Origin of the sequence: Wolbachia endosymbiont of Cantharis cryptica (assembly GCF_964277405.1) — a bacterium.
Lineage (GTDB): Bacteria > Pseudomonadota > Alphaproteobacteria > Rickettsiales > Anaplasmataceae > Wolbachia.
This window is the reverse complement of the sequence record NZ_OZ195521.1, coordinates 1,053,087-1,079,212: the sequence shown is the minus strand read 5'-3', so window position 1 is coordinate 1,079,212 and position 26,126 is coordinate 1,053,087. Positions and strand designations below refer to the sequence as shown.

Genomic DNA, 26,126 nt, shown 5'->3' with positions numbered 1-26,126 from the left:
TGCTGTCTTTACTTCTACTTTATTTTAATTTTCTGATAACAGAATTTTTATGAGTGATAGGCCTCTTTCTCCACATTTACAAATATATAAAGTACAAGTTACTAGTTTTTTCTCTATTATGCACAGATTAACTGGTGTCTTGTTGTTCTTTTTATTAATGGTGCTTTCTTGGTATTTCATATTATATGTTTATTTTCCTGAGCTATTTATAGTAAAGTACTTAAACGCATTATTATCTACTCCTATTGCTAAATTAGCTTATGTCTTATGTTTTATAAGCTTTGTATATCATTTTCTTAATGGTATTCGTCATTTATTATGGGATGCTGGGCTTAATTTAGAAATTACTGATGTTTCAAGAAGTGCTATGCTACTAACAATAACGCTATTTCTTTCTACTATGGCTTTTTTGTTTATGTTTATATGAGTCAATCTGGAAATTCAGTACATCATTGGTGGGTCCAGCGTGTTTCTGCAGTAATTTTACTATTTTTATTTCCTTGGTTTATTTATTCATTTTCTTGCGCAGTTTATGCTGATAGCCCTTTATCTTTTAATGAAAAATTATTTCAGGCTATTAATCACCCTTTAGAGCTTTTATTTTTTGTTGTATTGTTGTTTTGCATTTTTTGGCACGCAGTTCTTGGAATGCAGGTAGTGTGCGAAGATTATATACACAGCATACCTTTGAGGATTTTTACAATTACATGCATAAAGTACTTATCAAGCATTACTTATATAGTCCTTGCTTTTACAATCTTTGTCTTCTATAGGCATATTTTCTTGTAAAATTGCCAATTCTATGTTAATATATTATTAGTGTACTAGTTCTACTATAGCATTATAGCGATTTTGGTTTAGCAATATGTTAGAGTCATTGAAAGAGTGGGGAACGAACCTTGTGCTAGGAGTGAAGGATCTAGTGACTTCACCTGAATCTCAAGTTTATGTCAAAGACCTTAGAAGGGGAATGACACATGATGGAAGAAAATGCCAGTATCCAGAAAATTATGATGAAATTGTAAAGTCTGGAAAAATTATAGAAAGTAAAGATAAAGATATTGACGGTAAAACTATATATAAACTTTTATATGGCGAGAAAGACAAAGATGGAAGACAACCAAGTTTTGAATTAACTCTTGTCAAGGAAACGGACGATAGGTCTTATTTTACTATTGGCGCTTTAGTTAGTAAAGATAGGCGCGAGATTGATGATTATAGTGAATTTTATGAGCCATTTGGATTTTCAAGATTGAATCTTAGAGAATATGTGCCAATTTTTGAAGCTCAAAAAACTAATGATCCTCAATATCCATTTGAACTAACTAACTCTTCTGTGCTAACTAAAGAGGTAAAAAATAAAGAAGGTAAAGTTCAGAAAGTTGTCGATAAAAAAGGAAGAAATGGGGAACCATCATATATTCGTTATGACAAGAAACTAAGCATCGATTTTTTTGAAATTAGAAATCGTAACGGAAACTTAGAGCTAGATAAGAGTCTTATATCTGTTCCTATTGTTTTTGTTGCAGGCTTGGCTAAAGTTTGTGCTAAATTGTTGACTTTTCTTCCTATGAAATTAGGGGAATATCTACTCAGTAAGCAAAACCCAATTGCAAAGTCTCTTGGCTATCTTTTGTTCATCCCTGCAGCGGTAGTGAAGAACTTAGTAAATATGGGAGCTACCATACTTAAGGCTCCAATTTTATTACTTGTAGCAAATAAGGAAGAGTATGGTGATGCTTACTTGACTATGTGGAAATGTAAATTAGAAGAATGCTGGAAAGAAGCAAAGAATGATTATTCGGTTGTTAAAGAAGGAAAAAGATCAGAGCCAGAGGAGAAAGATTATCCTGAGTATGAGTTTACAGGCACATGGAAAGAGCTTGACGCTATGAGGCTTATTGAGAGAGAACGAGAGGAGCAAAAGAGCGGTAAAAAAGTTAGTGGAGAGCAATTAGAGTTGCAAAACGAAATTAATGAAGAAAAAATAGCTGAATCTCAAAAAGCGGGTACCACTTCTCATGTTGAGGAATTAAAAAATAGTAGGTTACAGCAAGAGAAAAGTACCCAATCACACCAGAGATAATAATCAGCCATTACTTTAAATTAACATTTACTTTCTTTATTAACTATTCCACAACAAAAACTTGCGTGCATTTTACTTTTAGTATAAGATATTAATTATTTAATTAATTTTCTTAACTATATGCGCCCTGTAATACTGTGTGGTGGTAGTGGCAGCAGGCTTTGGCCTTTATCTAAGCCAAAGCAATTTCAGAAAATATTTAGTCAGAACACTATGTTTCACAACACTTTGTTGAGACTAAAAAATGGTTATATGCCACCCATAATTACCACAAATATACAGTACGAGTCATTAGTGATGGAGGAGTTACATGCGCTGCAAGAATATAAAGTGATTTTCGAACCAGTAAAAATCGGGACAGCAGTGGCAATATTAATTGCTGCGCTTCTCTGCGATGAAAATGAAATAATGTTAATTCTGCCTTCAGACCATTTTATAGGTGATTTGGATAGTTTTTATACTTCTGTTGAGAAAGCATCTAAGCTAGCCTCTGAAACTAACTCTATAGTCACTTTTGGGGTTAAGCCTCATGAATTCAATTCTGAATACGGTTATATAAATACAGTTTATGATCAGAAAGAAAAATATCATATAGTGAAAGATTTCACAGAAAAACCTGCGCATGAATTAGATAATAATCATTATTGGAACTCTGGCATATTTGTGTTTAAAGCAAAACGCTACATAGATGAGATCAAAAAATCTGTCCCGCATCTTTATAATTTATGTTTTGCAAGTGTGAAACATTTCACACCACAAGAAAAACTTCTGTATTTAAAACAGCAAGATCTTAAAGAAATTGAGGACATATCTATTGATTACTTGGTGATGGAGAGAGCGGAAAACGTTGCAATGATAGAAGCTAATTTCGATTGGCTGGATGTTGGAACTTGGAATTCAGTTTTAGAGTTAAGTAAGAAATTTAGTAAAGAACCGGTGTCATTTCAGCAAGCAACCAGAAAAAAAGAACCAGTTTTTATGACAGAAGGTCATGCAAGGAATTTATTAAGTAGAGCTTGTAAGCAGCCAAACAAAAGCCTAATTTCATTTATTAATAGAGTTAAGAAAGTAAAGGCGATAAGGAAAGAAGTCAAGCCATGGGGATTTTACAGTGTAATTTTAATGGGTGAAAATTTTCTTATAAAATATCTTTTTATAAATCCATTAAGCTGCACTTCTAAGCAACTTCATCACTATAGAGATGAATACCATATAGTACTGTCAGGAGTTGGGTATGTAAATTTAGGCAACAAAACACATGCTATAGTGAAGGATCATGTAATAGAAATTCCAAGAGAAGTTTCCCATAGGATTGAAAATAGAAGCACGAGCTCTCCACTTGAAATAGTTGAATTTCAAATAGGAGAGCTTTTATCTGATAATGATATAGTGAGGTTGGATGATATATATGGCAGATTTTGAAATTCTAATGTTAAAGATACTCTATAATTCTGCCAAATTTAAAGGAGTAAAAACCTCTAGTTTTTAAATAAAGAAAAGTCTACAATTATACGAAGTTTCAAAAATATAATGTTTAACCTTATGTAATGTCCATTACCTTTGAAATTACTATGGCTATTCGCTATTTGCGAGCAAAAAATGCCAGATTTTGCTCTATAATGACTTTATTCTCTATTATTGGCATTGCCCTTGGAGTTGCAACGCTAATAGTGGTAATGTCTGTAATGAACGGATTCAGAGCAAAGTTATTTGACTCAATACTTGGTATTGATGGCCATATTAATGTTTATTTTGATAGAAACATTAATTCAGATTACCGTGCAGTATCAAAATCTATTGAGAAAATTCCAGGTATATTAAAAGCTACTCCTATGACCAACGATCAAGTCATTATTGCAGCAAATGGTAAAATTGCAGGTAGCGTAGTGCGAGGTGTGTCAACTAAAGACCTGCTTAATAATACTACTATTACAAATAATGTAATTATTGGTGATGTAAAAAAATTTGATGAAGGGGTAATAATAGGTGCACGTTTAGCAGAAGCTTTGAATATTGATTATGGCGATAAAATTGTGCTTATGTCACCTGAAGGATTTGATGCATTGTTTGGTGAAATGCCGCGAATGAAAAAATATAAAGTTGTAGCAATGTTTGATATTGGTATGTTTGAGTATGATAATACCTTGATATATATGCCTATAAAATCAGCACAGGCCTTTTTTAATTATAAAGATAGTGTAAGAAATATAGAAGTATTTGTAGACGACATTACTAAGGCTGATAAGCTAGCAAATGTTATAGAAAAAGAAACGGGAATGGAGGCTGAAAGTTGGCAATTACAACAAAGCCACTATTTTAATGCTTTGAAAACTGAAAGAAATGTGATGTTTTTAATTCTTACTTTGATTATAATTGTAGCAGCATTCAATATTATCTCGAATTTAATGATGATAGTGCAAGAAAAGAAATCCGCGATTGCAATTATGCGTACATTTGGTGCAACAAGTGGAAGCATTATGCGTATATTTTGTGCTTGTGGACTACTAGTTGGTTTTACAGGAACTTGTCTTGGTTGTGTTATAGGTGTTGTTTTTTCTCTCAATATTGAAAATATTAGAGTATTTTTAGAAAGCATTACTAACGTCAAACTATTTGATCCTATGATATACTTTTTTTCAAGTTTGCCGGTGATATTAGTCCCTCAAGACGTAGTAAATATCTCTGCACTTGCATTATTTTTATCATTTTTAGCGACAATTGCTCCTGCGTTACAAGCGGCTGCGCAAGATCCTGCGGAGATACTACGTTATGAATGATACTCAGCAAAAATACATAGGCTGGTTCTTAATTGTGTTATTGTTTGCCGGTTATATTACAATAAATAACATAATCTTTTTAAAAATAAATCAGCAAGAAAGTGAAAACAATGTAAAAGCTTTAACAGAAAGCATGGATGAACTCAGGATGTTGCTTGAAGTTAATCAATCAAGAATAGAAAAAAGGATCTTTGACTTCAAGAGGAGTCTGCACACTCAATGTGAGCAAGGTGATAATAGCTCAAGATGTAAGAACCTCGCAAAATTGCTATTACTTGTAGTTAAAATGAAGAATTCGTTATTGCAAGAAGCAAAATTTGATAATCATATAAATTCAATAAAGCCTTTGATATCAGAGCTTGACGATCCAGAGGTAGAGAATGCAGTAAATGAATTGGAAAATTTGAAAGAGGTGAATACTTTACACGAATTGAAATTATCTTTTGAAAAAACCATTGCTGTTATTAACTATAATAAAAGTACATTGTTTAAAAAAATCATTTCAAACTGGATAAGGATAAATGATCGAAATGATCCATTAGGGGTAAAGTTTGCAGAAATTGAGGAGTCAATAAACGATCATGATTGGCAAAGTGTGACTGCTACAATAAGCAGTTTAACACACCCAGAATTTAAGCCATGGCTTAGTAAATTAAATGATTTTATTGTAGCTTCTAAGAATATTTCAACAATATATCATCATTTATTACAATATATCTCATGATTTATTTTATAATTTTCGCTCTCTCTTTTTTTGGCATATGGGTCAAGGTAAGTGGTGAAGTAGTAAGGTTAGAATTAGGCAGTTACACTATAAGTATTGATCTATATTTCATTATTTTTGCTTGTGTAGTTTTATTATTTTTTTTAATTGCACTTGCACGCTTTTTTTCTTCCATTTCATCAACATTTGCCAACATAAGAAGTAGAAGAAGGGACAGAGAAGAGTTGCTTCTTTTTGAAGCTTTTTTTAGCCTAGATTTAGGCAATATAGAGAATGCTCACAAGCTAGTTAAAAATCTAAATGAGGAAAGCGATAGGTTATCTTTAATAAAGCTCTTTAATTCAGGTAAAACGGGAAATTACAGTTTTTTCAGTAATGGTTTAACAAATATTGCAAATAAAAATCGTAACTTAGCTCTACTTCTAGCCAATAAGCTGATTGCTCACCTAAAACAAGAAAGGGTAATCTTTCAAAAATTTATAGAATATTGCTCTAGTTCAATTAATGATAAAATGTTATCTATTCCCTTTCAAATAGAGCATTGCATATTGAAAGAAGATTGGATTAATGCAATTTTGAGGTTAAAGGAGGCTGTTAAGTTCAATATTTTTCTTCCCTTTGATTGTAAAGAAATGTTGGCAGTTTTTTATTGTGCTTTAGCGAAGCAATATGAAAGTAAAGGGAATTTTAAAGAGGCTATAAAGTCTTTATTTAGAGCACAAAGTTATTGTGCAACTTTTCAGCCCATCAATTATTTAAAGGCAGAATTATATATTAGGCTTGGAAAAATCAGAAAAGCTTCTGCAGTACTAGAGGCAGAGTATATAGTAAATCCTACTCCTCAATCAGCTAAAATTTACATCAGTTTAAATAGCGAAGGTGCTGAAAGGCTATACAACTTACGCCCTGATTATTATTTTAGTTACTGTTTACTTGCTTCATCCTCAATTAGTTCAGGTAAATATGATCTTGCAGATCAATATTTAAACACTGCTATAAAAAAAGCTAATTACATGTCAATCTACCTGATTATGGTACAGCTTAAGGTTGTGTTACAAGAACACGATGAGGCAATTTGTTGGCTAAACAAGATGGGCTCAGAAGCTTTGCCTAATCCATGCTGGAAGTGTAAAAATTGTATCAAAGAACTAGAACGATGGGATTATAAATGTTCAAGCTGCAATAGTTTTAATTGTGTGTATTATAACTAGATGTAACCTTAGCTTATGTATTTCTAAAGATTAGATGGCGCCTCTGCTTTTTTTGTAGTAATTTACTGACAGATTAAAGAAGTGAGATAAGAACATATAAACAAAAATAAAGGGTAGACGTTCACCAACTGCCCATACTCCAGTCGTCATATCTAGCAAAAAAATTGTCTAGCAACTTGTCTAGAAAATTTATTAAGTTGATGGGATATTGTAGTGTGCTTTTCTGGTGGCAAACCTATAAATGAGTAATATTGCTCGAAATGCTTACCAAACTCTTGAATTAAACGACTTTTTCCTATACGACGCCTTCCTTTGACTACTACAAAAGATTCGGTATTTTTTTCTGTAAGCTCCAGTAGTTGCTTCAACTCAGCTTGCCTATCAATAAATGACGGAGACATAAAATACGAAATATCAATCTTTGTCTCCGTTATACATGATAAAATTGGAGACGTAAATCAATAAATTTCGATCTTTGTCTCTATAGCTAGGGTAATAAGCTATTGACCTTACCCAGTTCATGTTAGCTATAAATATTTAAGAAATTTACTAAATGAGAAAAAAGGCAAAAGGAACCCTGTGATTATTGTCCGCTTTAAAGTACTGGCGTTTTTTATGTTTTAAACCCCTGACAAGCGAGATTCAGCTACTTTTAATCGCAACTAACCTGCGCTGCAAGTGTTTAAGAAGTTTACCAAGCAGAAAAAAAGACAAAGAAAACCCGAGTTAGCTAGTCCTTTACTATCTCTGTCGAGTATTGGCATTTTTTGATGTCTTGTAACGCTTTATAAGCGCGTTCAGCTTATTTAGGTAAAAACCTAGATGTAGATGAAGTTTTGTAAAGACATACAGTACCTATGTACTGCAAAAAATTGAACATAAGACGCCGATACCTTAAGTAATCCTTACCTTTTAATCTGCAGATTGGCGAAAGCAAATACAATAGCTTCACTTCCATGATAAGATGACTGGCGGAGTTTGTCAAGCGGTTTCTTCCTATTAACAGCACGGCACTCTGTGCTCTTTCACTGAAACTTTGAAAAATGCAGCCTACTCCTGTATTCGAATATATCAAGCAGTAATTCAAAATCAGCAATTGCACCCTTTGCATTGTTATACGCAAGGTTGAGCAACTCTCTGTCCTTATATAAATCAGAAAATTTAAATTCCATACATCCTGATTGTTTTGTGCCTAAAATATCTCCACTGCCTCTTAGCATCATATCCTTTTCAGCAATGTAAAATCCATCTTGTGACTCACACATGATCTTTAACTTTGAAGATGAGCTTTTACTTAAATTATCGTATAATAATACACAAAAAGATGGCTTGCTTCCTCGCCCTACCCTTCCTCTTAACTGATGTAGTTGCGATAACCCAAATTGCTCTGCATTTTCTATAATCATAATAGTTGCATCTGGTACATCTATACCAACTTCTATCACAGTGGTTGCAACGAGAAGAGAAAATTCATTTCTTTTGAAGGAAAACATAACTTGATCTTTCTGATCTTGAGTTAATTTTCCGTGTATGATGCTAACTTTATCAAAAAATGTTTTTTGTAATTCCTGAAAGCGCATCTCTGCAGCAGCGATATTGAGATCTTCATTTTCCTCTATGTACGGACAAATCCAATATGCTTTTTCGCCACTATTTATAGCACCTTTTAGTTTTTCAATAATATCTGGTACTCTCTTAATGTTCATAGTTACAGTTGTTATTGGCAATCTGGATTTTGGTTTTTCTCTTAAGATAGAACACTCAACGTCGCCATACATGGATTGTTGTAGAGTTCTTGGGATTGGGGTTGCAGTAACAAAAAGTATATCGGCATTCTCTCCTTTTCCTACCAAACGATTTCTCTGCATTACTCCAAATCGCTGTTGTTCGTCTACAACTGCAAGCCCTAAATTTTTAAATACAACGTTAGCTTGAAATAGCGCGTGGGTGCCGATTACTATATTTAAAACACCACTTGCAAGCTCGTTCATAATAATCTTTCTTTCCCTGCGCGAAGTTTTACCAGTAAGCAGAGCAACTTTTATATCGGTACAGGATAAAACTTCCTCAATCCAATTATAATGTTGCTCCGCCAAGATAGTAGTCGGTGCCATCAGAGCTGCCTGCAGATTGTTTTCTACCACATTGAGCATTGCAAAAAGTGCAACTACAGTTTTGCCACTACCAACATCACCTTGCAACAAGTTTATCATGCGATACTTGGATTTTTGTCTCTCTGAGATCTCATCTATTGCGCGAGTTTGATCATTTGTTAATTGAAACGATAATTCATTTAAAACTTGCTCTTTATATTTATTGGATACTATAAATTCTCTTTCCCTTTCTTTCACATGATTTTTTCTTGCAAGTTTTAGCGCTAGCTGATACGCAAACAATTCATCGTAAGCAAGCCTTTTTCTACAAACCTCCGCTTCAGTCAATGAGCTTGGTCTGTGCAACTTTATGATGCTTTCCCTCCAACTTAGCCATTTTTTTTGTTTAATCAATGTATCATCTATCCACTCTGGTAAATCAGGTAATTCTTTCAGGTTAGAACTTATTATATTCCCAATACGCCTATTAGTAATACCACGACATAATTGGTAAACCGGCTCTATGCAAGCTATTTCTTTAAATTGGTTGGTGTCAAGCGACACGTGATCTGGGTGAGTAACTTGCCAATATCCAGCGAATTTTTCAAGTTTGCCACTAATGATCACATTGGCTCCGATTGGAAATAATTTATATAAATACTTAACTGAGTAATTAAAAAAGACTATAAATATATACTGACTTTCACCCTCGACAATTATTTTATATGGTCTACCTCTAAAAGTGGGCGGCTGATGCTCATAAACTTTTGCCATGAAAGTTGTAAATTCTCCAACTTGAGCATCAAGTAGTGACTTACTTCTATCTATATAACCGATCGGCCTATAAAACAGCAGATCCATCACCTTGTCTCCACCACAAAGTTTAGGTAATATTGCGGAATGAAATTTAGGCAGCTTGCCATTTAGAAAAGCCAGCACATCTAATTGCTCATTGAGATTCATACATGTGTAAAAACTGTTTATCAATAATAGAGCCTTTTTAAAATCCTGTCACCTTATGGTCAAGCTATGCACTATAGCTAGCACAGCTCTCTAACGTCATACCACCGCAGCGCTAACACGTAGCGGAATGACGGTTGTCGGTAAGCCTAAGTCACTTTAGCTCTAACAGTGCAAGAAACAATGTTTATTAAGAAATTAAAAGCTTAATGATTAGCGTTATGATTATAGACCACAGTAAAAAATAGATTTTCCCATTTAACTTATTTTTAACTTGAATATTCTCTAATCTCCGATCAGCTATGAGGTTCAATTTCTCTACAAGACTAAATATTTCTTGAATTGTTTTTATAGGATAAGAACTTTTTATTTTTTCCCTATAACCCATTTTATTTTTATGTTGACTCTTTGTCCATGTTTCAACTACTTTCCACATATTGATTTCTGGATAGATTTTTCTGCATGTTCCCTCCAGTAAAATCATAGTTTTCTGCAGCAATAACAATTGTGTTTGAACTTTCATGTCAAAATCACCAGTTATTTTTAATAGCTGGGCAAGTAAACTAGCAAACGAAATTTTTTGTATAGGTTGTCCGATAATAGGTTCACCTATTGCTCTGCAAGCTGTAACAAAATTTTTATGCTGTTGTGAAACGTAGCCAGCTCTAAAGTGTATTTTTGCAACATGATCATAATCCCGATTTAAAAAGCCTCTTAGTATTTCTATAACATAATAGCACGTTTCACGGTCTATTCGGCCCATAATTCCACAATCTAAAGCAATAATATTGTTATTATTATCGATCATTAAATTTCCAGGGTGCATATCCGCATGAAAAAAACAATCCCTGTATGCTTGATTGCAAAACGATTCTATAAGATTGACAGCTATTTGCTTATGATTATTTAGTTTCTCAATTTCGTATATTGGCGTTGCTTCTATCCATTCCAATGTTAAAACCTTTTTTGAAGTTCTGTTCCAATCCACTTCAGGTACGTAAAAACCTCTGTCGTTCTTTGTATTTTCCTTTAGTTCCGAAGAGTGAGCAGCTTCAAAACGTAAATCTAGCTCTAATCGGCAAATTTCAGCAAAAGTTTTAACTAACTCGATCGGTTTTAGTCTCTTTGATTGCTTGCTAAACCTTTCTGTAATCCCTGCAAGCCAAAAAAGCATTTTTATATCCTTTGAGAATGTTTTCTCAATATTTGGCCTTAAAACCTTCACAGCAACTTCTTTACCTTCAGTTGTAATTGCTTTATGAACCTGAGAAATTGATGCTGCTGCAATTGGCTTCTCAGAAAAGCTTGAAAAAATGTCACTTAACTCACAATTAAATTCGTTTTCTATAGTTTTAACTGCTATCTTATGTGAAAAAGATGGCAGTCTATCACATATTAGCAATAAATTATTTGTTATATCCTCATTTAAAATATCAGTGCGTGATGAGATGGATTGCCCAAACTTAATAAACACTGGACCTAATTTTTCAAGAGCGCACTTTAGTTTATAGCCTCGTATTTTATTTATTGATTTCTTTGATGGAGTGAGTAAATAAGGCAGTATATTGTAACGAGTTAGCACTGCAGTTATATACAAAAGGCGCAGAATATTTTGAATCATTTTGTTGTATAACTGCTAAATATCTCGCTTAGAGTTTTGTTCTCCATAATTTCATCAGGCTTACCTTGGCAATAGACAGTATGATTTATACAGATTATATAATCTGAACATGGTACAATGGAGCTTAGATCATGAGATGTCATAAGAATCGAAACTAGTCGTTTTTTTGCTATTTTGCCTATAATATCATAAAACTTAGTCCGCGCATTAATATCCATTGCACTAACTGGTTCATCTAGAATAATCAAGTCAGGTTCCGCAATTAAACAGCGTGCAAGCAGCAATAATTGTGTTTGCCCTGCAGAAATTTCTAACACCTGATTCTTCAAAATGTGACCAATACCAGCTAACTCTATCGCTTCTGCAATAATTGATTGATTTTTTTTTAATTTTTTTGAAAAGCTATTTAAAAGGAAATATTCAACCGTTATTGGCATCAAATTACTAATGCTAAAATTTTGTGGCATATAACTAATTTTTATATTGTCAGCAAACATGACACTACCGGTACAGTTTTTATTTATACCAGCAACTACTTTCACTAAAGAGGTTTTACCTCCACCATTTGGACCAAGTATGGTAACCACATCCCCTCTTTCTACTGATATATTAATACCATCAAGAACTTTTTTATTACCATATACAAGAGTAAGATTCTCTATTTTTAGAATACTGTTATTGACATTGTTTAACTTTTTGACAAAATTTAATTTTTTCTCAACGTTTTCATGAGACATTTATTGGCTTTTTTCCTACTATTTTTGTTTATACTATACTATAATACTGCCCTTTCATCCAATTTAAAAATTGTAGCTACAATAAAGCCTATACACTCACTTGTAGCCTCTGTCACAGATGGAATTTCAAAACCAGACTTGCTTGTCTACACAACATCTGCGCACGATTATATATTAAGGCCATCTGATGCGAGTAATTTGGAATCAAGTGATGTCATATTTTACGTTGACGATAATTTAGAAACATTTATTAAAACTTTCGCTAAAGATAATAAAGAATTGGTGCAGTTATCAAAGACAGTCAATCTACTTCCTGCTCGTCCACATTCATTTTCCAGAAAAATCATTCATGTTCAAGATGAAAAAGACCTACACATTTGGCTTAGTCCTGAAAATGCAAAGAGCATAATACTTTCTATAAGTGCAACACTATCCAATATAGATAAGGAGAATGCCTATCGGTACAACTACAATGCAATGAAAGCCGTACAAAGAATAGACCAAGAAGTAGAGAAAATCGCAAGAGAACTGAATGACTTTAAAAATCAAAAATACATAGTCACTCACGATGCCTATCAATATTTTGAAAAGTACTTTGGCTTAAATCACCCAAGTGTCATTCTTTCCATAGAAGAGGATTCTTACATAGGCATGAAAAGTTTAATGAAACTAAAAAAGGTAATGAAGGAAGAAAACGTTAAATGTATATTTTCTCATTCACACGAAGATAGCATAAAACCTCAAGCCCTTTCTAATGACGCAAAAATAGTAATTCTTGATCCTATTGGGTCAGACATAGAACCTGGAAAAGACGCATATCTAGCTATAATCAACAGCATCACACAAAATTTCAAATCTTGTTTTGTTGAGCAATAACCTCTAAGTAAAAGTTATAGCAAAATGTAGCAATTTATTTATTTCAGTAAATCTGGAACTATACCAACTCACACTCAGCAAAAAAGAAAGCTATTTCCTTACGAGCATTTTCCAGACTATCCGAGCCGTGAACTCTATTTTCACTAATGTCATTAGCAAAGTCACCTCTGATTGTACCCTTATCTGCCTGCTTTGGATCGGTAGCTCCCATGATTTGTCTGTATTTACTTACTGCATTTTCACCAATTAAAACTTGAACTATCACAGGACCAGAAGTCATAAACTCTACTAATTCCCCAAAAAAAGGCCTATCTTTATGAATTTCATAAAACAGCTCTGCTTGTTTTTTTGTCAGTAACATCATTTTCTGTGCTATGACCTTTAGCCCAGATTTCTCGATATAGGAATTTATATTACCTGTAATATTATTTTTTACTGCATCAGGTTTTAATATCGAAAGTGTTTTCTCAATTGCCATATTATTTCCTTAATATAATATATTTATAGATTTATTTTATTGTAAATTTTGATTTCATAAAAGCAATTTTTTACTTATAGTTAAGAACAAACCATCAAGGAGGTATTGTATGGGTTACTGTCGTAAAAAACTAGCAAACAACCTAAAATCATCAATTTTTTGTGGAACAAAAGGGTTTTTGACTTTTAGCTTGGCCTTTTTAAGTTATTTGGAATATAGTTCACATCATAATACAAAATTAAAAGAAGGCGCTGCCTTTGCAATGAAAAGAAATACTATTCCATTTCTTGAAATGATGATCATAGTACCATTTGTTTGTTTTGCGTTGCCAGCTATGGTAAGCAGTATAAGTTTCATACAATGCGCACTTGTATGCGCTGCCTTAATGATAGCAACATGTTTTAATGTAAGGACTCTTAACTGGCGTGAAAAGTTATTGGAAAAAATCACCAACTATAGTAGAGAAGCAATAGATGGGGAATTTAAGAAAGATACTATAAAATTTCCTATTTTTAATCAAAACAGAAAACACATTGAATATAATTCGCCCAACCAAGCGAGTGAGTCAGGTAACACCTCTTTTTTCGTTGCATTTTTAGTTTTCCCTCTGAAGGTTCTTCAAAGTTGTATAATGCTATCTTTAGCTGCTGTTGAACTTCTTGAAACCGTGCCAAGTTTTTGTGTTGATCTGGTTTTTGATAAAAGTTTTGCATCTACGAAGAGTAACCTGCAGAAATCAGGCCATTTATTGTATGCAAGTGTAAGAAATTTAGTACCTATAACTAAATTTGATGAGTGTGTAGCTAATTTTATAGGCACCCCAGAAGTAACTTGTTGTAGTAGTGTATAGGTGAAAAAGGCAGTTATCTTATTTAATCTTGGCGGGCCTGATTCACTGAATGCGGTCCGTCCTTTTTTATTTAACCTTTTTTATGACAGAAGAATAATCAGTCTACCAAACCCTTTTCGGTTTCTTTTAGCAAAGTTTATATCTGCAAAACGAGAAAATACTGCACGAGAAATATATGAGCAAATTGGAGGTAAATCACCAATTTTGGATAATACGAAAGCACAAGCTAATGCTTTAGAACTAAAATTAAATGAAGATAGAAACCATGTATACAAGGTATTCATCTGCATGCGCTATTGGCATCCATTCGCTGACGAAGTTGTTAAAAGTGTAAAGCAGTTTGATCCTGATGAAATAATTCTACTGCCGCTATATCCTCAATATTCAACTACCACAACTTTGTCATCCATCGAGAATTGGCAAAAAAATGCTAAAAAACATGGCCTAAAATGTAATACAAAACTAATTTACCATTACTATGATAATGAAGACTTTATTGAAGCTCATGCTAACTTGATAGCTAAGTACTATAAATTAGCGAGCAAAATTGGTAAACCAAGAGTCCTATTTTCAGCCCATAGCCTGCCTCTCAGTGTTATTAAAAAAGGTGACCCTTACGCTTCACAGGTAGAAAGAAGTGCAGAGTTAATAGTAGAAAAGCTAGCTATCAATAACTTAGATTGGTCAATATGCTATCAGAGCAAGATTGGCCCTGTAAAATGGCTAGAGCCAAGCACTGAAAGTGAGTTATCACGTGCAAAAGCTCCTGTGGTTTTATCACCTATATCTTTCGTTTCTGAGCATTCAGAAACTCTAGTTGAACTTGATATAGAATATAAAGCAATTATCAAGGATGGATATTATTTTCGTGTGCCAACTCTTAGTACCGATTCCTTGTTCATTAAATGTTTGGCTGACTTATGCATAAATCACCCTTAAGGTCCTGATTTATAAGGCTTTTCTTTAAGATTTTTATATGATAGAATAATAAAGGATTATTATTTTATTAGCTATTTTATGCTAGGTAAGCTAAAAAAGGAATCAAACACGTTCGTACGAAAGGCTTATAAGAGTGATATTAGGAAAGTAATTTGTATCACGACAAGTTTAACAGCTCTACTGTGTAAAATTTCACTACAATTTTGCTGCGAGTTTATTGACAATAATAGATCCAATATCTCTTTTATACGGAATGCTGCCCGATTGGTAAAATTTCCGACATTGATTCTATATATTGCCCATTCTGCATTTACCTTACAGGATTTGGTGAAAGATTATAAAGACCCTAAGGGTAAAAAAGAACTAGCAAAAATTGTGGGCAAATCAGCTAATCTTGTAAGCAGTATCATAGAAGCGCTCATGATGTCGCAAGTCATCCATTTCTTGACCGGGGGTAATGCAGGCGTAATAAGTAGTATTTACTTAACATCAACAATCCTATTTCTGTTCATTTCAGAACCCATAAGCTATTACTATACATGCAAAAAATATAAAGAGGCACATGAAAAATATCAAGATAAAAAGGGGACTGATGAATTTGCCGAATGCGAAAAGGAACTTGCTAAATGTAAGAAGGCACTTGTTATCAGCACATTAACTTTGTCATTAGGTTTATTAAACTTCATATTAAAAATGATAGAAATTACAACCATACCGATAAACTTGGGTAATGGTGTAATCTATAATTTCAACTTGAGCGTAACAGTCAGCATAATATATAGTGTCGTATTTCTTATACTTAACGTTGAGAAACTTTTCAATCAACCTATTAATGGTGCTGATCCTTCTACTGAACTTGATGGTGCTCATCATAAACATCATGATCCGACAAATCATCCTGACGGCCACTTTATATAGTGATGAGAATTAGAGGTGAAAAAACCTCATTTCTACTGCCAATGCTAACACTGCTAATTTGCTCACTATATCCCATAGTAAAAGAGCTTTTTCTTCTGTGACTTGGCTAATATCATGAAATTCACAGTCAGTGGAATTTAAGCTGGAATATTCATCTTTCCTGCTATTACATCGGTATAAGTAGCACGTTGGAGTATTTCCTACATAGTATATCAGCGGCTCTGCAGGACTATGTTCAAATACATCGATGGTTGGTATACCTTCTTGTACAATAACGCTATTGATTGCTATTCCTTCTTTTATCTTTTTCATTTTATGACGCTTTTTTTTATTGAGGTTTAATATTTCCTCTCCACTTGTTGCTGTTATAATGCCCATTCCGTATGTTCCATTGTTTGCTTTGATAAAAACGTAAGGTTGTGTTTTTATTTCATATTCCTCATATTTTTTTTGTACTAGAGACAATACTTGGTCAACTTTAGTTGCTACTGTTTCTAGAGATAAATCATCATTGAAGTCGACTCCATTGCAGCTCTCTGTAAGTACAGAAATAAGCCATGGATCTATTTTAAATTCGCTACAAAACTCGTACATTAATTCTTGATAGATTTCAAAATATTTAAATTTCTGCCTACTGTGCCAACCATATAATGGGCTTGGTACTATCTCTTGTTTTATATTTTCTAGCGTGTCTGGAATGTGACTTGTCATATCTCGATTTAGTATAACAACGTCGGGCACAAACCCTGAAGTTGTCTTCAGCAGAGAATTTTCTTTCACAACAGTTTCATATGGTTCTATTAAATTGTGCGTTTCATTATGAAAAAGGCCAATCCTAGTTTCAAAACCTGCTAGTTGCAGTATTTTCTCTATAGCAAATACGTTTTCTATATACATTTTATTTCGTGTATAGTTCTCTGGTATTATAAGAATCTTTTTATGTTGTTCTTTTTTAAAGTAGCTTTTTATCAGTTTTGCTGCCGTTGTTCTCGATACCTCACTTAGATTATTGAACCCTCCAGGAAACAAATTGGCGTCTATTGGGGCAATTTTGTAGCCGGAGTTTCTGAGATCTATAGAGCTATAAAATGGCAATGTAAGGCCGTTAAATTTTGTCTCAAACCAATTATTTATACTTTTTTCCAAATTTGGATGAATTATGTTTCGCATCTACACTTTAAATGTTATAAGGAAGGTACTATATTATAAGCTATAATTAAACATATTTAGCAAATTTGACTAAAGATTAAAGTATAATGAGATTATTATTTAAAGTGATAGAAAAATGACTCACCACGACAATAGTAAAATGTATGGAACTACTATACTATCAATTAGAAAAGATAAAAGTGTAGTAGTAATAGGTGACGGACAAGTTTCGCTGGGTCATACTGTTATAAAATCTGGAGCAAAAAAAGTCAGGCGTCTTTCTGGCGATTCTGTAATTGCCGGTTTTGCTGGGGCAACAGCCGACGCATTTACTCTTTTTGAAAGATTAGAATCTAAACTTGACAAGCACCCAGGGCAATTAATGAGAGCATGCGTTGAGCTTGCAAAAGATTGGAGAATGGATAAATATCTGAGGAAATTAGAGGCTATGATGATTGTTGCAGATAAATCTATTTCACTAGTAATTACGGGAACAGGTGATGTTCTTGAACCTGAAGATGGGATTGCAGCTATTGGTTCTGGAGGGAATTTTGCTTTGTCTGCAGCAAGAGCTTTAATTGATGTCAAAGGAATATCAATAGAGGAAATTGCAGAAAAAGCTATGAAAATAGCAGCTGATATATGTGTTTATACAAATCATAATGTAGTTATTGAAAAGATAGAGGAGTAATATGTCTTTTGAACGAAAAATTTTATATACTAATTTCTCCAATCAACCTATAACCCTTTCAGAAGGACATTCTTATAGTAGTGGCACCTATAATGAAAAAAATGACCTTTATAAAGACACTAAAAATGGCTGTGATTCAAATAACAGCAGCGTTCAAGCCAATAACAGTACACAAATTTTATTAGATGATCTGCCACCACAAAAGATAGTTAAAGAGTTGGACAGGTTCATAATTGGGCAGTGTGATGCAAAACGCGCTTGTGCTATTGCGCTTAGAAATCGTTGGCGTCGTAATAAGGTTCCACTTCCTTTACGGGATGAAATCATACCTAAAAATATACTGATGATTGGCCATACAGGAGTTGGTAAAACTGAAATAGCTCGCCGCTTAGCAAAGCTTGCCGGTGCACCTTTTATAAAAATTGAGGCAACTAAATTTACTGAGATAGGGTATGTTGGACGTGATGTTGACTCGATAATACGCGATTTGGTCGATGCAGCAATAGTTTTAGTTAAAGAGAAAGCTCGTAAAGCTTTAGTTAAAAAAGCTTTAAATTTAGCTGAGAAGATAATAGTCAATTCTATGGTTGGTGAAGATGCAACCGAAGAGAGTAAAAAGGTTTTTAGAGAAAGATTGAGAAATAAAGAGTTTGAAGATGGGGAAGTTTCTATCGACGTTAGAGAAAGCAAGAGTATGTTACCAGCTTTCGATATACCAGGCATGCCAGGCGGGCAAGTTGGCGTAGTGAACATAACAGAACTAATGGGCAAAATGTTTGCTGGGGGTAAAAAAACAAAAACCATTACAGTTAAGGTAAAAGAAGCACGTGAAATATTAATTAACGAAGAAAGTGAAAGGTTAATAGATGAAGATAAGATAATCAAAAAAGCCATTGATCTTGTTAGCAATGAAGGCATAGTATTTTTGGATGAAATAGATAAAATTGCAGCACGCACAGAAGTAAAAGGTGAAGTAAATAGAGAAGGGGTACAACGTGATTTATTACCGCTGCTTGAAGGAACAACTGTTTCAACTAAGTACGGCCATATAAAAACAGACTACATATTATTTATTGCATCTGGTGCTTTTCATCAGTCTAAACCATCTGATCTCTTACCAGAATTGCAGGGTAGATTACCAATCAGGGTAGAACTTAAGGCACTTACTCAAGAGGATTTAATGAGAATATTAAAGGAACCAGAATCTAGTTTGTTAAAGCAGTACATAGCTTTAATGAAAACAGAAAATGTGACGCTTGAATTTACTGATGATGGCATCGAAACCATAGCTGAAATAGCGTCTACGGTTAATAGAGAAGTGGAAAATATAGGCGCAAGAAGGCTTCATACTGTTATGGAAAAACTTTTGGATGAAATAAGTTTTATTGCCCCTGAGAAAAGTAGTAAAAAATTTGTTATAGACAGCAAATATGTCAAAGATAAACTCGAATCAATTTCGAAGCAGCTTGATTTATCTAAGTTTATACTTTAGTAGAATATATAACTGTAGTATAGATATGCCAATAGAACATGTTAGTGCAAAATACTCAAGATACGTCCGATGATGAATTCTTTGATGCACATTAGATCTCTTGCATAACCTAAAAAAAGGCAAAAGAAGCCCCATGGTATTTACATTTTCATTTTCAAATATGGCGTTTTTTTATTCTATAGCTAAAGTGACTTAGGTTTGCCGACAACCGTCATTCCGCGGCGCTAACGCGTAGCGGAATGACGGTTGTCGTTTAGCTATAAAATTTAAGAAGATATTTAAGAAATTTGCTAAATGGGAAAAAAGGCAAAAGGAACCCTGTGATTATTTTCCGCTTTAAAGTACTGGCGTTTTTTATGTTTTAAACCCCTGACAAGAGAGATTCAGCCGCTTTTAATCGCTACTAACCTACGCTGCAAGTGTTTAAGAAGTTTACCAAGCAGAAAAAAAGACAAAGAAAACCCGAGTTAGCTAGTCCTTTACTATCTCTGTCGAGTATTGGCATTTTTTGATGTCTTGTAACGCTTTGTAAGCGCGTTCAGCTTATTTAGGTATAAACCTAGATGTAGATGAAGTTTTGTAAAGACATACAGTACCTATGTACTGCAAAAAATTGAACATAAGACGCCGATACCTTAAGTAATCCTTACCTTTTAATCTGCAGATTGGCGAAAGCAAATACAATAGCTTCACTTCCATGATAAGAGCGCTGGCGGAGTTTGTCAAGCAAGTTTTTCCAACGCACTGCCAAAAGTTTGTTATGCAAGAAGTCTATTCCAATTTTTAACTCTTTTTGTCAAGCTGTTGATGCTGCCTTTCCTTTAATTATTCTGACTATTATGAGAAGAGCTATACACTTGAACGGATATCTTTTTTGAACAATCCACTTTTATGCCTAACATACATCTCAGTGATTATAATATCCAATTTTTGATCGTGTTTTTCTATTGGCAAATTTTTACAATATTGTTCCTCATAAGCTACACCTATAAATATTTTTCCAAGTGGTTGTAATTCTTTTATTACAGTATCATACCAACCACTACCAAAACCTAACCTATTAAAATGATCATCAAAAGCAATAACAGGAGTAATGATTGTATCGGGAATTATATCTTCATCTGTTTTGTTCCATTCCTTAAATCTTAGCAGCTTATTTTTATCAGGAATTGCCACTTTATAGCCTAAATTGAGCAAATTATACATCAAAGGTACGACATTTATTTCCCCATCCATTGGAATATAAGCTGCTATTGTTTTGCCTTTAACGTAACTTAAATTCTGATTAAAGAGGTTAACAAGGGAATTTGCTGCATAACTGGAATAACTCTCATCAATACCTTTTCTTATAGCCCTATATTGCTCTCTTACTTCCTTTTTTTGTTGTTTAATATCTTTGGGCATGATCTATCCACTTTGCAGTGAGTTTTTCTTGTAAACCATTTTGCTTCAAGCGCTCATTTAAAAAATCAAAGTCAACAAACTCCATATCCTGGTCTTGATTGCTGCAACTATACACAAAACTCTCTTCTCCTGTTTTCGTATTTATGTGTCGCTGCACACATTGAGCGCAGATTTCTTTCATCATACACTGCATAGGAGAATTGATTGATGATATTGCCACATGGCTTGATTTTAGATATGGCCTTAAAACTGTTTTTCTGGCTTCATTTACAGCCTTCATCATTTTATCAGAACCAACAGTGATAATTTTATCTATGGCATTTAAACTAACCACGGTATTACCTAATATTCCCTGTTGATAAGAGATTATTGCATCAACTATATTACCATGAAAGGATTTGTCTTGATCTCTGTCTATTTCTATCAATCCTTCTTCACATGCCCAAACTACCACATTTGATGCCTGCTCTATCAGTGTTCGTTTAAACACATCATTTAATCTCTTGTAGCCAGCAAAGTATAAAACCTTATTATTATTTTCAAGACATGCTTTCCCTATTGAAAATAACACTGCATTTCCAACTCCACCACCGATTAGCATTATATTCTTCATGTACTATTTTAACTATAGAAGCCCATTTCGTTCAAATTTTTTGAAGTTTCATAGAAAAAGCAGTTTATAGCTTACAAACCCTATTTCTCCTCAACTTGACTTTAATTTTTCAATCTCGCTAATGGACAATTCTGTTAACCTAGCAATGGTAGTAGCATCCATGTTGTCAGCAAGCATTGCCTTTGCCACTTCTATCTTCTCTACTTTCCTACCCTTCTCTTCACCTATTTGTATGCCTTCCTCTCTACCTTCCTTTTTAGCATCATCAAGTTTTTGAGCAAGAACAGCCTGCTCATCACGAATACGTTTTATTTCCTGTTCGTAGGCAATAAATTCTTTCTCTGACCAGTTGAATCTATTTAGTTCTTCATATGCTTTTTTGATTATTATATCACTTCCTATTATTTTTTCCAATTCCTTTTCGCTAGTTTCATCTGCATACCTGAAAAAATAAATCCACTTTTCAACTATACTATCCAACTGGTCTTCCTTCGTTTTAGGAAATTTTGGCAATTCAATGAATGTAAAATAAAAATCTTTTAAGTCATGTTCATTAGTATCTTTATCCTGAATAATATGATCTGATTTATACCCAGACTTATTAGGAAACAGGATACAATCTGCTATAGCAATAAAGATAATCTCTTTAAGATTATGGTATTGATCGCCTTTATCAGCCTGCCTTGAATAAGCTTTAGCAGCATAGTATTGAGCACGTTTTTCAAAGCCTTTTGTTTTAGCAACCTGCATTTCGACTATCACTTGCACTCCATTTTCATCCCTGCAAAGTACATCAACAATACTTTGTTTTTTAGAGGCAATTTCAGCATCCATAATAGTGCTGAGGAATTCTATTTCTTTTATTTCATCTTTGCCAGTGAACCCCAAGATATCATTGAGAAAATGAATAAGAATATCTTTATTTTTTTCAGTACCAAAGATGCGGCGAAATGCGACATCATTTTTTGGGTCAAGAAACTTCGAAAGAGCCATGGCCAAAGTGCTTAGAAAAGATTAATAATTATACACTATTCTGTAAAAATATTCAACTTTTTTATATTTTGGTCTACGCGGTCAATAGACCTCTTGCATAACAAACTTTTGGCAGCGCGTTGGAAAAACGACTTGACAAGCCTCGCCAATCCTCTTATCATAAGACTGAAGCTATTTATTTATCTTCGCAATCTCTGCAGTGGATTAAAATGACAAGAAAACTTGTATTTGGCGTACTATTGTTTAATTTTTTGCACTATGTGCACCGTATGTCTTTATAAAATTTCTAGGTTTTTACCTATAAAAGCTGAAACGGGCTTATAAAACGTTTAAGACAGTAGAGAACGCCAGTTTGCAGGATTAGAGAGTAAGCACTATCTAACACGGGACTTTTTTGCCTTTTTTTCTGCTTAGAAAATTTTTTAGACATTTATAGCTCAAGGTTAGTTGCGTTAAAAAGCAGCTAAGTCGCGGTTATTAAACGTTTAAAAGATAAAAAAACGCCAATGTTTTTAAATAGATGTTGACCGGGGTTTCTTTTGCCTTTTTTAGGTTATGCAAGAAGTCTAATATCAGTATTTGGTATTCTGGTCTTTGGATAATTTGATCTCTGGAAACAGCTCTTTATACCAGTTGGATTGCATTATACATCTGGTGTCGAGCGAGTGCTTTTCGCTGAGCAGCTTAGAATAATTTGCAACTATTATTCTTGCAGTTGCCCAATATCCATGCGGGCCATGCAACACTTATACATATGGACTTCATTGAACGTGGAGGCATATTGAATATTATTCACCTCACTTTACCAGCACTTGCTGTTTCTAGCCTATCTGCTATAACTTTTATATACTGATAGTCATTATATTCACACCCCAGCGCCACCGTTTGAAAGCATAAGATGAATTTTATAAAGTTGATTTTGTTCATAAAAATTGACTTTTTTGAAATCTTATATATTGTTAAATTAACATAGTGAGAACTGTGACATGACGGTAACAGAAGAAATTACGATAGAAACTAAGGAAGAGTTCGTAAAAACTCAAAATGGAATGAAGATCCAAAAAATAGTGATACCTGGTAAAAGCATAGATCAACAGAATAGAAAGCATCTAGTTTATTTTGTGGGTGGAGGAAATCGTATCATAAAATCTAAAGAGTTGGACTTGCAAAATTGGCAGTGGGCCAAAGACCAAGGAATTACTGTGCATTTGTTTAACTATCCTGGCTTAGGTAAGAGCAAAAATTCTTTTACATTTCGTAGTGATAAAGTTGAATCAGGCATTACAGTTGTAACTGATTTATTAAAAAGTGGTATAAAGCCGGATAATATAATATTATTTGGGGATTGCTTTGGCGGGCATGTAGCTGCAGAGGTTCATAAAAATTTTAAAGATAAGGATATACATTTGAGATGTATCGTTTGACTATGCATGTTGATACTCCTATAAAAAATTTATATTGTTGAATTTGCCATTTTTAAAATCCATCAGAATTTTAATAGTTTCTGGTTTATCCTCAAATAAATATTTGCCCTTGGCTTTACTATCATCTTTTCGCATTTTAATTTTGCCACTATTAATTCTATGGTAGAGCCAATTCCTAGAAACTTTGAGGATCTTTGCAACTTGTGTAACAGTAAGGTAGCCAGGTGCAAGAAGATATGGTTGATGTCTTTTTCGAAAAATATTATTTTTTAATCGAATACTTTCGACTGTACTTCTTAAAACAACATTTTTCTTTGGAGAGCGATATCCTTGTTTTTCTAAGTACTTGGCAATTTCTATATCTGATTTACCCTACTTACTTAATTTTATTATAAGCTGTTCCATTTCTGTTGCTGTGGTTAATTCATAAAAGGATTTTACTGGAGTAGGAACATGAAAAGTAGTAGTTTCTCCACCATGCCATACAATACGTATTTGTAAGCAATCGCGTTTGATTCGGTGTGCTACTACCTTATCAATTATGCAACGAAGAAAGGATTTTTGCTGTTGACTTGACAGAACTGACTTATTCCAAATTTCAGGCAATTTCTTACCTATATCTAAAAATACTGTTTTCAGTTCTTCAGATAACTGAGGAGCAGGTTTGCTTGGACATTGACGTTCAAAAGTAATTTCCGCTTGCTTGAGTTCATTTAATGCTTGTTCCCAACGTCTTTCAAGTTCTGCAGCTACAAGACGATTATCAGGATCAACTTGATTAAATTGTCGTTCTGCCAACTTAGCTTGGTAGCTCAGACGTTCTAATTGTTGCAAATGTACTTTATTAAGCGCTTGTTCAGATTGTGACTGTGAATCAATAGCATTAGTATAAGCATCTAATTCGATTTGACTAAGTGCTGCAAAAAATTTAGAAACCACTGCACAATCGATAATATCAGTTAGTAAACGCTGACATACAGGTTCATGATATTTTCGTTGCAGGTAATTACACATATAATAGTTTCTTTCTTTATATCGCATTGTCATTTTGTATCCACATTCTCCACAATAGATTATTCCCTGCAATAATGCTTCTCCTGATCTAGCTATACCACGCGTGCTATTATATTTATACTTTGCATAATTGTCTTTTAGTATCATCTGAATTTTTATAAAGCTTTCCCAATCTATATAAGCTGGATATTTATCTTTTATTAAAACTTTCCATTCTTCCATTGGTATGCGTTTTGTTGTTTTTTCAGCAGAGAATATTTTATGACTTCTAGTACGACCATAAACAAATGCTCCAGCATAAGCTGGATTTTTAAGTATCGAGAGAATTTTTCCACGTGTTGGTTTTTTCCATTGCAGCTCTTTAAATGTGTCATATCTAGGAATAGTAAGTTGATGGTCATTAAAATGCTTTAGAATTTTTGATGCTGCTCGTTTCTCTAGAAAAGTCTCAAAAATAAGCTTAATACGATGCTGAACTTCAAGATTAGGATCCTTATGTACTGAGTCGTCTAGGTAACGAACAAGGCCAACTGGAAGAGACAAGGCTAAATCACCTCGTGCTGCTTTATTCAATAATCCAGCATTTAGTCGAGCTCTTATAGTAGATAATTCCATTTCAGCAAGTTGCCCTTTTAGACCCAGTAACAACCGACCATTAATGCTACCAGGATCATAGATACCATCCCGATCAGCTATTAAACACTGTTTATAGCCACATATATCCAGTAACGGATACCAATCAGAGCAATTCCGTGATAAACGGGTTACATCATAAGAGAGTATGATTCCTACTTTTCCTAAAGTGACTTTAGTAACAAGTTCTTTAAATCCTTCACGCTTTTCAACACTAGCACCAGTTATACCAAGATCAGTGTCAATTATAATAATACTATCAGCTTTCCAGCCAAGATCAATTGCCCTTTGTTTCAGCGCATACTGCAACTCTAGACTTTCTTGATTGCTTAATATTTGATGATGTGTTGATTGTCTGATGTAAATTATTGCTTCGCGTGCTAAATGTTGTGCTGTGATTAGCTCTGATGTACTCATGGATAACCTCTTTGGATACTAATAAT

General features: G+C 33.7%; 25 protein-coding genes and 1 pseudogene. 14 read left to right on the top strand and 12 right to left on the bottom strand.

Annotated features, from left to right (window positions below; all coding sequences use genetic code 11):
• Positions 1–49 precede the first annotated feature (49 nt).
• The 7 genes from sdhC to ACICP6_RS05300 all read left to right on the top strand — a co-directional run bounded on the left by sdhC (position 50) and on the right by ACICP6_RS05300 (position 6,798).
• Positions 50–427, top strand: a complete 378-nt coding sequence (sdhC, locus tag ACICP6_RS05330; protein WP_395462909.1) for a succinate dehydrogenase, cytochrome b556 subunit — start codon at positions 50–52, stop codon at positions 425–427.
• Positions 424–789: a succinate dehydrogenase, hydrophobic membrane anchor protein gene (sdhD, locus tag ACICP6_RS05325; RefSeq protein WP_395462908.1), complete on the top strand. Its 366-nt coding sequence runs from the start codon at positions 424–426 to the stop codon at positions 787–789. The genes sdhC and sdhD overlap by 4 nt, the downstream gene beginning before the upstream one ends.
• A gap of 76 nt (positions 790–865) precedes the next feature.
• The gene (locus tag ACICP6_RS05320) at positions 866–2,086 is read left to right on the top strand and encodes a hypothetical protein (RefSeq protein WP_395462907.1); all 1,221 of its coding nucleotides are present in this window, start codon (positions 866–868) and stop codon (positions 2,084–2,086) included.
• Between the two features lie 120 nt (positions 2,087–2,206).
• Complete coding sequence (locus ACICP6_RS05315; protein WP_395462906.1) at positions 2,207–3,508, top strand: sugar phosphate nucleotidyltransferase; 1,302 nt, start codon at positions 2,207–2,209, stop codon at positions 3,506–3,508.
• Between the two features lie 125 nt (positions 3,509–3,633).
• Positions 3,634–4,863 carry a lipoprotein-releasing ABC transporter permease subunit gene (locus ACICP6_RS05310; protein ID WP_395462905.1) on the top strand — a complete coding sequence of 410 codons (1,230 nt, stop codon included), beginning with the start codon at positions 3,634–3,636 and terminating at the stop codon, positions 4,861–4,863.
• On the top strand, positions 4,856–5,587 hold the full coding sequence (locus ACICP6_RS05305) for a hypothetical protein (RefSeq protein WP_395462904.1): 732 nt from the start codon (positions 4,856–4,858) through the stop codon (positions 5,585–5,587). The genes ACICP6_RS05310 and ACICP6_RS05305 overlap by 8 nt, the downstream gene beginning before the upstream one ends.
• A complete protein-coding gene (locus ACICP6_RS05300) occupies positions 5,584–6,798 on the top strand; it encodes a heme biosynthesis protein HemY (protein ID WP_395462903.1) in 1,215 nt (404 codons plus the stop codon). Before ACICP6_RS05305 ends, ACICP6_RS05300 begins: the two co-directional genes overlap by 4 nt.
• A 152-nt stretch (positions 6,799–6,950) precedes the next feature.
• On the opposite strand, the gene ACICP6_RS05295 is transcribed toward ACICP6_RS05300, so the two are convergent.
• The 4 genes from ACICP6_RS05295 to ACICP6_RS05280 form a co-directional block, all read right to left on the bottom strand.
• Positions 6,951–7,199: an ATP-binding protein gene (locus ACICP6_RS05295; protein ID WP_395462902.1), complete on the bottom strand. Its 249-nt coding sequence runs from the start codon at positions 7,197–7,199 to the stop codon at positions 6,951–6,953.
• Between the two features lie 624 nt (positions 7,200–7,823).
• Entirely contained in the window at positions 7,824–9,854 is a 2,031-nt protein-coding gene (locus ACICP6_RS05290) for an ATP-dependent DNA helicase RecG (RefSeq protein ID WP_395463676.1), read from the bottom strand.
• A gap of 187 nt (positions 9,855–10,041) precedes the next feature.
• A complete protein-coding gene (gene ubiB, locus ACICP6_RS05285) occupies positions 10,042–11,472 on the bottom strand; it encodes a 2-polyprenylphenol 6-hydroxylase (RefSeq protein WP_395462901.1) in 1,431 nt (476 codons plus the stop codon).
• Complete coding sequence (locus ACICP6_RS05280; protein WP_395462900.1) at positions 11,469–12,209, bottom strand: metal ABC transporter ATP-binding protein; 741 nt, start codon at positions 12,207–12,209, stop codon at positions 11,469–11,471. The genes ubiB and ACICP6_RS05280 overlap by 4 nt, the downstream gene beginning before the upstream one ends.
• Between ACICP6_RS05280 and ACICP6_RS05275 the strand changes: the two genes are divergently transcribed.
• Entirely contained in the window at positions 12,201–13,085 is an 885-nt protein-coding gene (locus ACICP6_RS05275) for a zinc ABC transporter substrate-binding protein (protein ID WP_395462899.1), read from the top strand. The genes ACICP6_RS05280 and ACICP6_RS05275 overlap by 9 nt on opposite strands.
• A 58-nt stretch (positions 13,086–13,143) precedes the next feature.
• On the opposite strand, the gene ndk is transcribed toward ACICP6_RS05275, so the two are convergent.
• Positions 13,144–13,563 carry a nucleoside-diphosphate kinase gene (gene ndk / locus ACICP6_RS05270; RefSeq protein ID WP_395462898.1) on the bottom strand — a complete coding sequence of 140 codons (420 nt, stop codon included), beginning with the start codon at positions 13,561–13,563 and terminating at the stop codon, positions 13,144–13,146.
• 109 nt (positions 13,564–13,672) lie between these two features.
• On the opposite strand from ndk, the gene ACICP6_RS05265 reads away from it, so the two are divergent.
• The 3 genes from ACICP6_RS05265 to ACICP6_RS05255 all read left to right on the top strand — a co-directional run bounded on the left by ACICP6_RS05265 (position 13,673) and on the right by ACICP6_RS05255 (position 16,270).
• The gene (locus tag ACICP6_RS05265) at positions 13,673–14,413 is read left to right on the top strand and encodes a hypothetical protein (RefSeq protein ID WP_395462897.1); all 741 of its coding nucleotides are present in this window, start codon (positions 13,673–13,675) and stop codon (positions 14,411–14,413) included.
• Positions 14,414–15,352, top strand: coding sequence for a ferrochelatase (gene hemH, locus ACICP6_RS05260; protein WP_395462896.1), 939 nt, complete (start codon positions 14,414–14,416; stop codon positions 15,350–15,352).
• Between the two features lie 78 nt (positions 15,353–15,430).
• On the top strand, positions 15,431–16,270 hold the full coding sequence (locus ACICP6_RS05255; protein ID WP_395462895.1) for a hypothetical protein: 840 nt from the start codon (positions 15,431–15,433) through the stop codon (positions 16,268–16,270).
• Between the two features lie 9 nt (positions 16,271–16,279).
• Here the strand turns inward: ACICP6_RS05255 and gshA are convergent, their stop codons facing one another.
• Positions 16,280–17,440, bottom strand: coding sequence for a glutamate--cysteine ligase (gene gshA, locus ACICP6_RS05250; RefSeq protein ID WP_395462894.1), 1,161 nt, complete (start codon positions 17,438–17,440; stop codon positions 16,280–16,282).
• 115 nt (positions 17,441–17,555) lie between these two features.
• On the opposite strand from gshA, the gene hslV reads away from it, so the two are divergent.
• Positions 17,556–18,110, top strand: a complete 555-nt coding sequence (hslV, locus tag ACICP6_RS05245; RefSeq protein ID WP_395462893.1) for an ATP-dependent protease subunit HslV — start codon at positions 17,556–17,558, stop codon at positions 18,108–18,110.
• A 1-nt stretch (position 18,111) separates the two neighbouring features.
• Positions 18,112–19,602 (top strand): ATP-dependent protease ATPase subunit HslU, encoded by a 1,491-nt coding sequence (hslU, locus tag ACICP6_RS05240; protein WP_395462892.1) that lies wholly within the window; start codon positions 18,112–18,114, stop codon positions 19,600–19,602.
• 849 nt (positions 19,603–20,451) lie between these two features.
• Here the strand turns inward: hslU and ACICP6_RS05235 are convergent.
• From ACICP6_RS05235 to ACICP6_RS05220, 4 genes and pseudogenes are all read right to left on the bottom strand, one after another.
• Positions 20,452–21,006, bottom strand: a complete 555-nt coding sequence (locus ACICP6_RS05235) for a 5-formyltetrahydrofolate cyclo-ligase (protein ID WP_395462891.1) — start codon at positions 21,004–21,006, stop codon at positions 20,452–20,454.
• The gene (locus ACICP6_RS05230) at positions 20,990–21,619 is read right to left on the bottom strand and encodes an oxidoreductase (RefSeq protein WP_395462890.1); all 630 of its coding nucleotides are present in this window, start codon (positions 21,617–21,619) and stop codon (positions 20,990–20,992) included. Before ACICP6_RS05230 ends, ACICP6_RS05235 begins: the two co-directional genes overlap by 17 nt.
• A 90-nt stretch (positions 21,620–21,709) precedes the next feature.
• On the bottom strand, positions 21,710–22,612 hold the full coding sequence (locus ACICP6_RS05225; protein ID WP_395462889.1) for an Rpn family recombination-promoting nuclease/putative transposase: 903 nt from the start codon (positions 22,610–22,612) through the stop codon (positions 21,710–21,712).
• 575 nt (positions 22,613–23,187) lie between these two features.
• A pseudogene (locus tag ACICP6_RS05220) lies at positions 23,188–23,539 on the bottom strand (hypothetical protein); the annotation flags it as partial.
• A 59-nt stretch (positions 23,540–23,598) separates the two neighbouring features.
• On the opposite strand from ACICP6_RS05220, the gene ACICP6_RS05215 reads away from it, so the two are divergent.
• A complete protein-coding gene (locus tag ACICP6_RS05215) occupies positions 23,599–24,036 on the top strand; it encodes a type IV secretion protein Dot (protein WP_395462888.1) in 438 nt (145 codons plus the stop codon).
• An 18-nt stretch (positions 24,037–24,054) separates the two neighbouring features.
• On the opposite strand, the gene ACICP6_RS05210 is transcribed toward ACICP6_RS05215, so the two are convergent.
• Both ACICP6_RS05210 and ACICP6_RS05205 read right to left on the bottom strand, forming a co-directional pair.
• Positions 24,055–24,228, bottom strand: a complete 174-nt coding sequence (locus ACICP6_RS05210; protein ID WP_395463668.1) for a hypothetical protein — start codon at positions 24,226–24,228, stop codon at positions 24,055–24,057.
• A gap of 180 nt (positions 24,229–24,408) precedes the next feature.
• Positions 24,409–26,100 (bottom strand): recombinase family protein, encoded by a 1,692-nt coding sequence (locus ACICP6_RS05205; protein WP_395462683.1) that lies wholly within the window; start codon positions 26,098–26,100, stop codon positions 24,409–24,411.
• Positions 26,101–26,126 lie beyond the last annotated feature (26 nt).

What these genes read in the sequence shown, in the direction of transcription:
- sdhC (WP_395462909.1), top strand. Translation starts at nt 50, where the DNA reads ATGAGTGATAGGCCTCTTTCTCCACATTTACAAATATATAAAGTACAA.
- sdhD (WP_395462908.1), top strand. Translation starts at nt 424, where the DNA reads ATGAGTCAATCTGGAAATTCAGTACATCATTGGTGGGTCCAGCGTGTT.
- ACICP6_RS05320 (WP_395462907.1), top strand. Translation starts at nt 866, where the DNA reads ATGTTAGAGTCATTGAAAGAGTGGGGAACGAACCTTGTGCTAGGAGTG.
- ACICP6_RS05315 (WP_395462906.1), top strand. Translation starts at nt 2,207, where the DNA reads ATGCGCCCTGTAATACTGTGTGGTGGTAGTGGCAGCAGGCTTTGGCCT.
- ACICP6_RS05310 (WP_395462905.1), top strand. Translation starts at nt 3,634, where the DNA reads ATGTCCATTACCTTTGAAATTACTATGGCTATTCGCTATTTGCGAGCA.
- ACICP6_RS05305 (WP_395462904.1), top strand. Translation starts at nt 4,856, where the DNA reads ATGAATGATACTCAGCAAAAATACATAGGCTGGTTCTTAATTGTGTTA.
- ACICP6_RS05300 (WP_395462903.1), top strand. Translation starts at nt 5,584, where the DNA reads ATGATTTATTTTATAATTTTCGCTCTCTCTTTTTTTGGCATATGGGTC.
- ACICP6_RS05295 (WP_395462902.1), bottom strand. Translation starts at nt 7,199, where the DNA reads ATGTCTCCGTCATTTATTGATAGGCAAGCTGAGTTGAAGCAACTACTG.
- ACICP6_RS05290 (WP_395463676.1), bottom strand. Translation starts at nt 9,854, where the DNA reads ATGAATCTCAATGAGCAATTAGATGTGCTGGCTTTTCTAAATGGCAAG.
- ubiB (WP_395462901.1), bottom strand. Translation starts at nt 11,472, where the DNA reads ATGATTCAAAATATTCTGCGCCTTTTGTATATAACTGCAGTGCTAACT.
- ACICP6_RS05275 (WP_395462899.1), top strand. Translation starts at nt 12,201, where the DNA reads ATGAGACATTTATTGGCTTTTTTCCTACTATTTTTGTTTATACTATAC.
- ACICP6_RS05280 (WP_395462900.1), bottom strand. Translation starts at nt 12,209, where the DNA reads ATGTCTCATGAAAACGTTGAGAAAAAATTAAATTTTGTCAAAAAGTTA.
- ndk (WP_395462898.1), bottom strand. Translation starts at nt 13,563, where the DNA reads ATGGCAATTGAGAAAACACTTTCGATATTAAAACCTGATGCAGTAAAA.
- ACICP6_RS05265 (WP_395462897.1), top strand. Translation starts at nt 13,673, where the DNA reads ATGGGTTACTGTCGTAAAAAACTAGCAAACAACCTAAAATCATCAATT.
- ACICP6_RS05255 (WP_395462895.1), top strand. Translation starts at nt 15,431, where the DNA reads ATGCTAGGTAAGCTAAAAAAGGAATCAAACACGTTCGTACGAAAGGCT.
- gshA (WP_395462894.1), bottom strand. Translation starts at nt 17,440, where the DNA reads ATGCGAAACATAATTCATCCAAATTTGGAAAAAAGTATAAATAATTGG.
- hslV (WP_395462893.1), top strand. Translation starts at nt 17,556, where the DNA reads ATGACTCACCACGACAATAGTAAAATGTATGGAACTACTATACTATCA.
- hslU (WP_395462892.1), top strand. Translation starts at nt 18,112, where the DNA reads ATGTCTTTTGAACGAAAAATTTTATATACTAATTTCTCCAATCAACCT.
- ACICP6_RS05235 (WP_395462891.1), bottom strand. Translation starts at nt 21,006, where the DNA reads ATGCCCAAAGATATTAAACAACAAAAAAAGGAAGTAAGAGAGCAATAT.
- ACICP6_RS05230 (WP_395462890.1), bottom strand. Translation starts at nt 21,619, where the DNA reads ATGAAGAATATAATGCTAATCGGTGGTGGAGTTGGAAATGCAGTGTTA.
- ACICP6_RS05225 (WP_395462889.1), bottom strand. Translation starts at nt 22,612, where the DNA reads ATGGCTCTTTCGAAGTTTCTTGACCCAAAAAATGATGTCGCATTTCGC.
- ACICP6_RS05215 (WP_395462888.1), top strand. Translation starts at nt 23,599, where the DNA reads ATGACGGTAACAGAAGAAATTACGATAGAAACTAAGGAAGAGTTCGTA.
- ACICP6_RS05205 (WP_395462683.1), bottom strand. Translation starts at nt 26,100, where the DNA reads ATGAGTACATCAGAGCTAATCACAGCACAACATTTAGCACGCGAAGCA.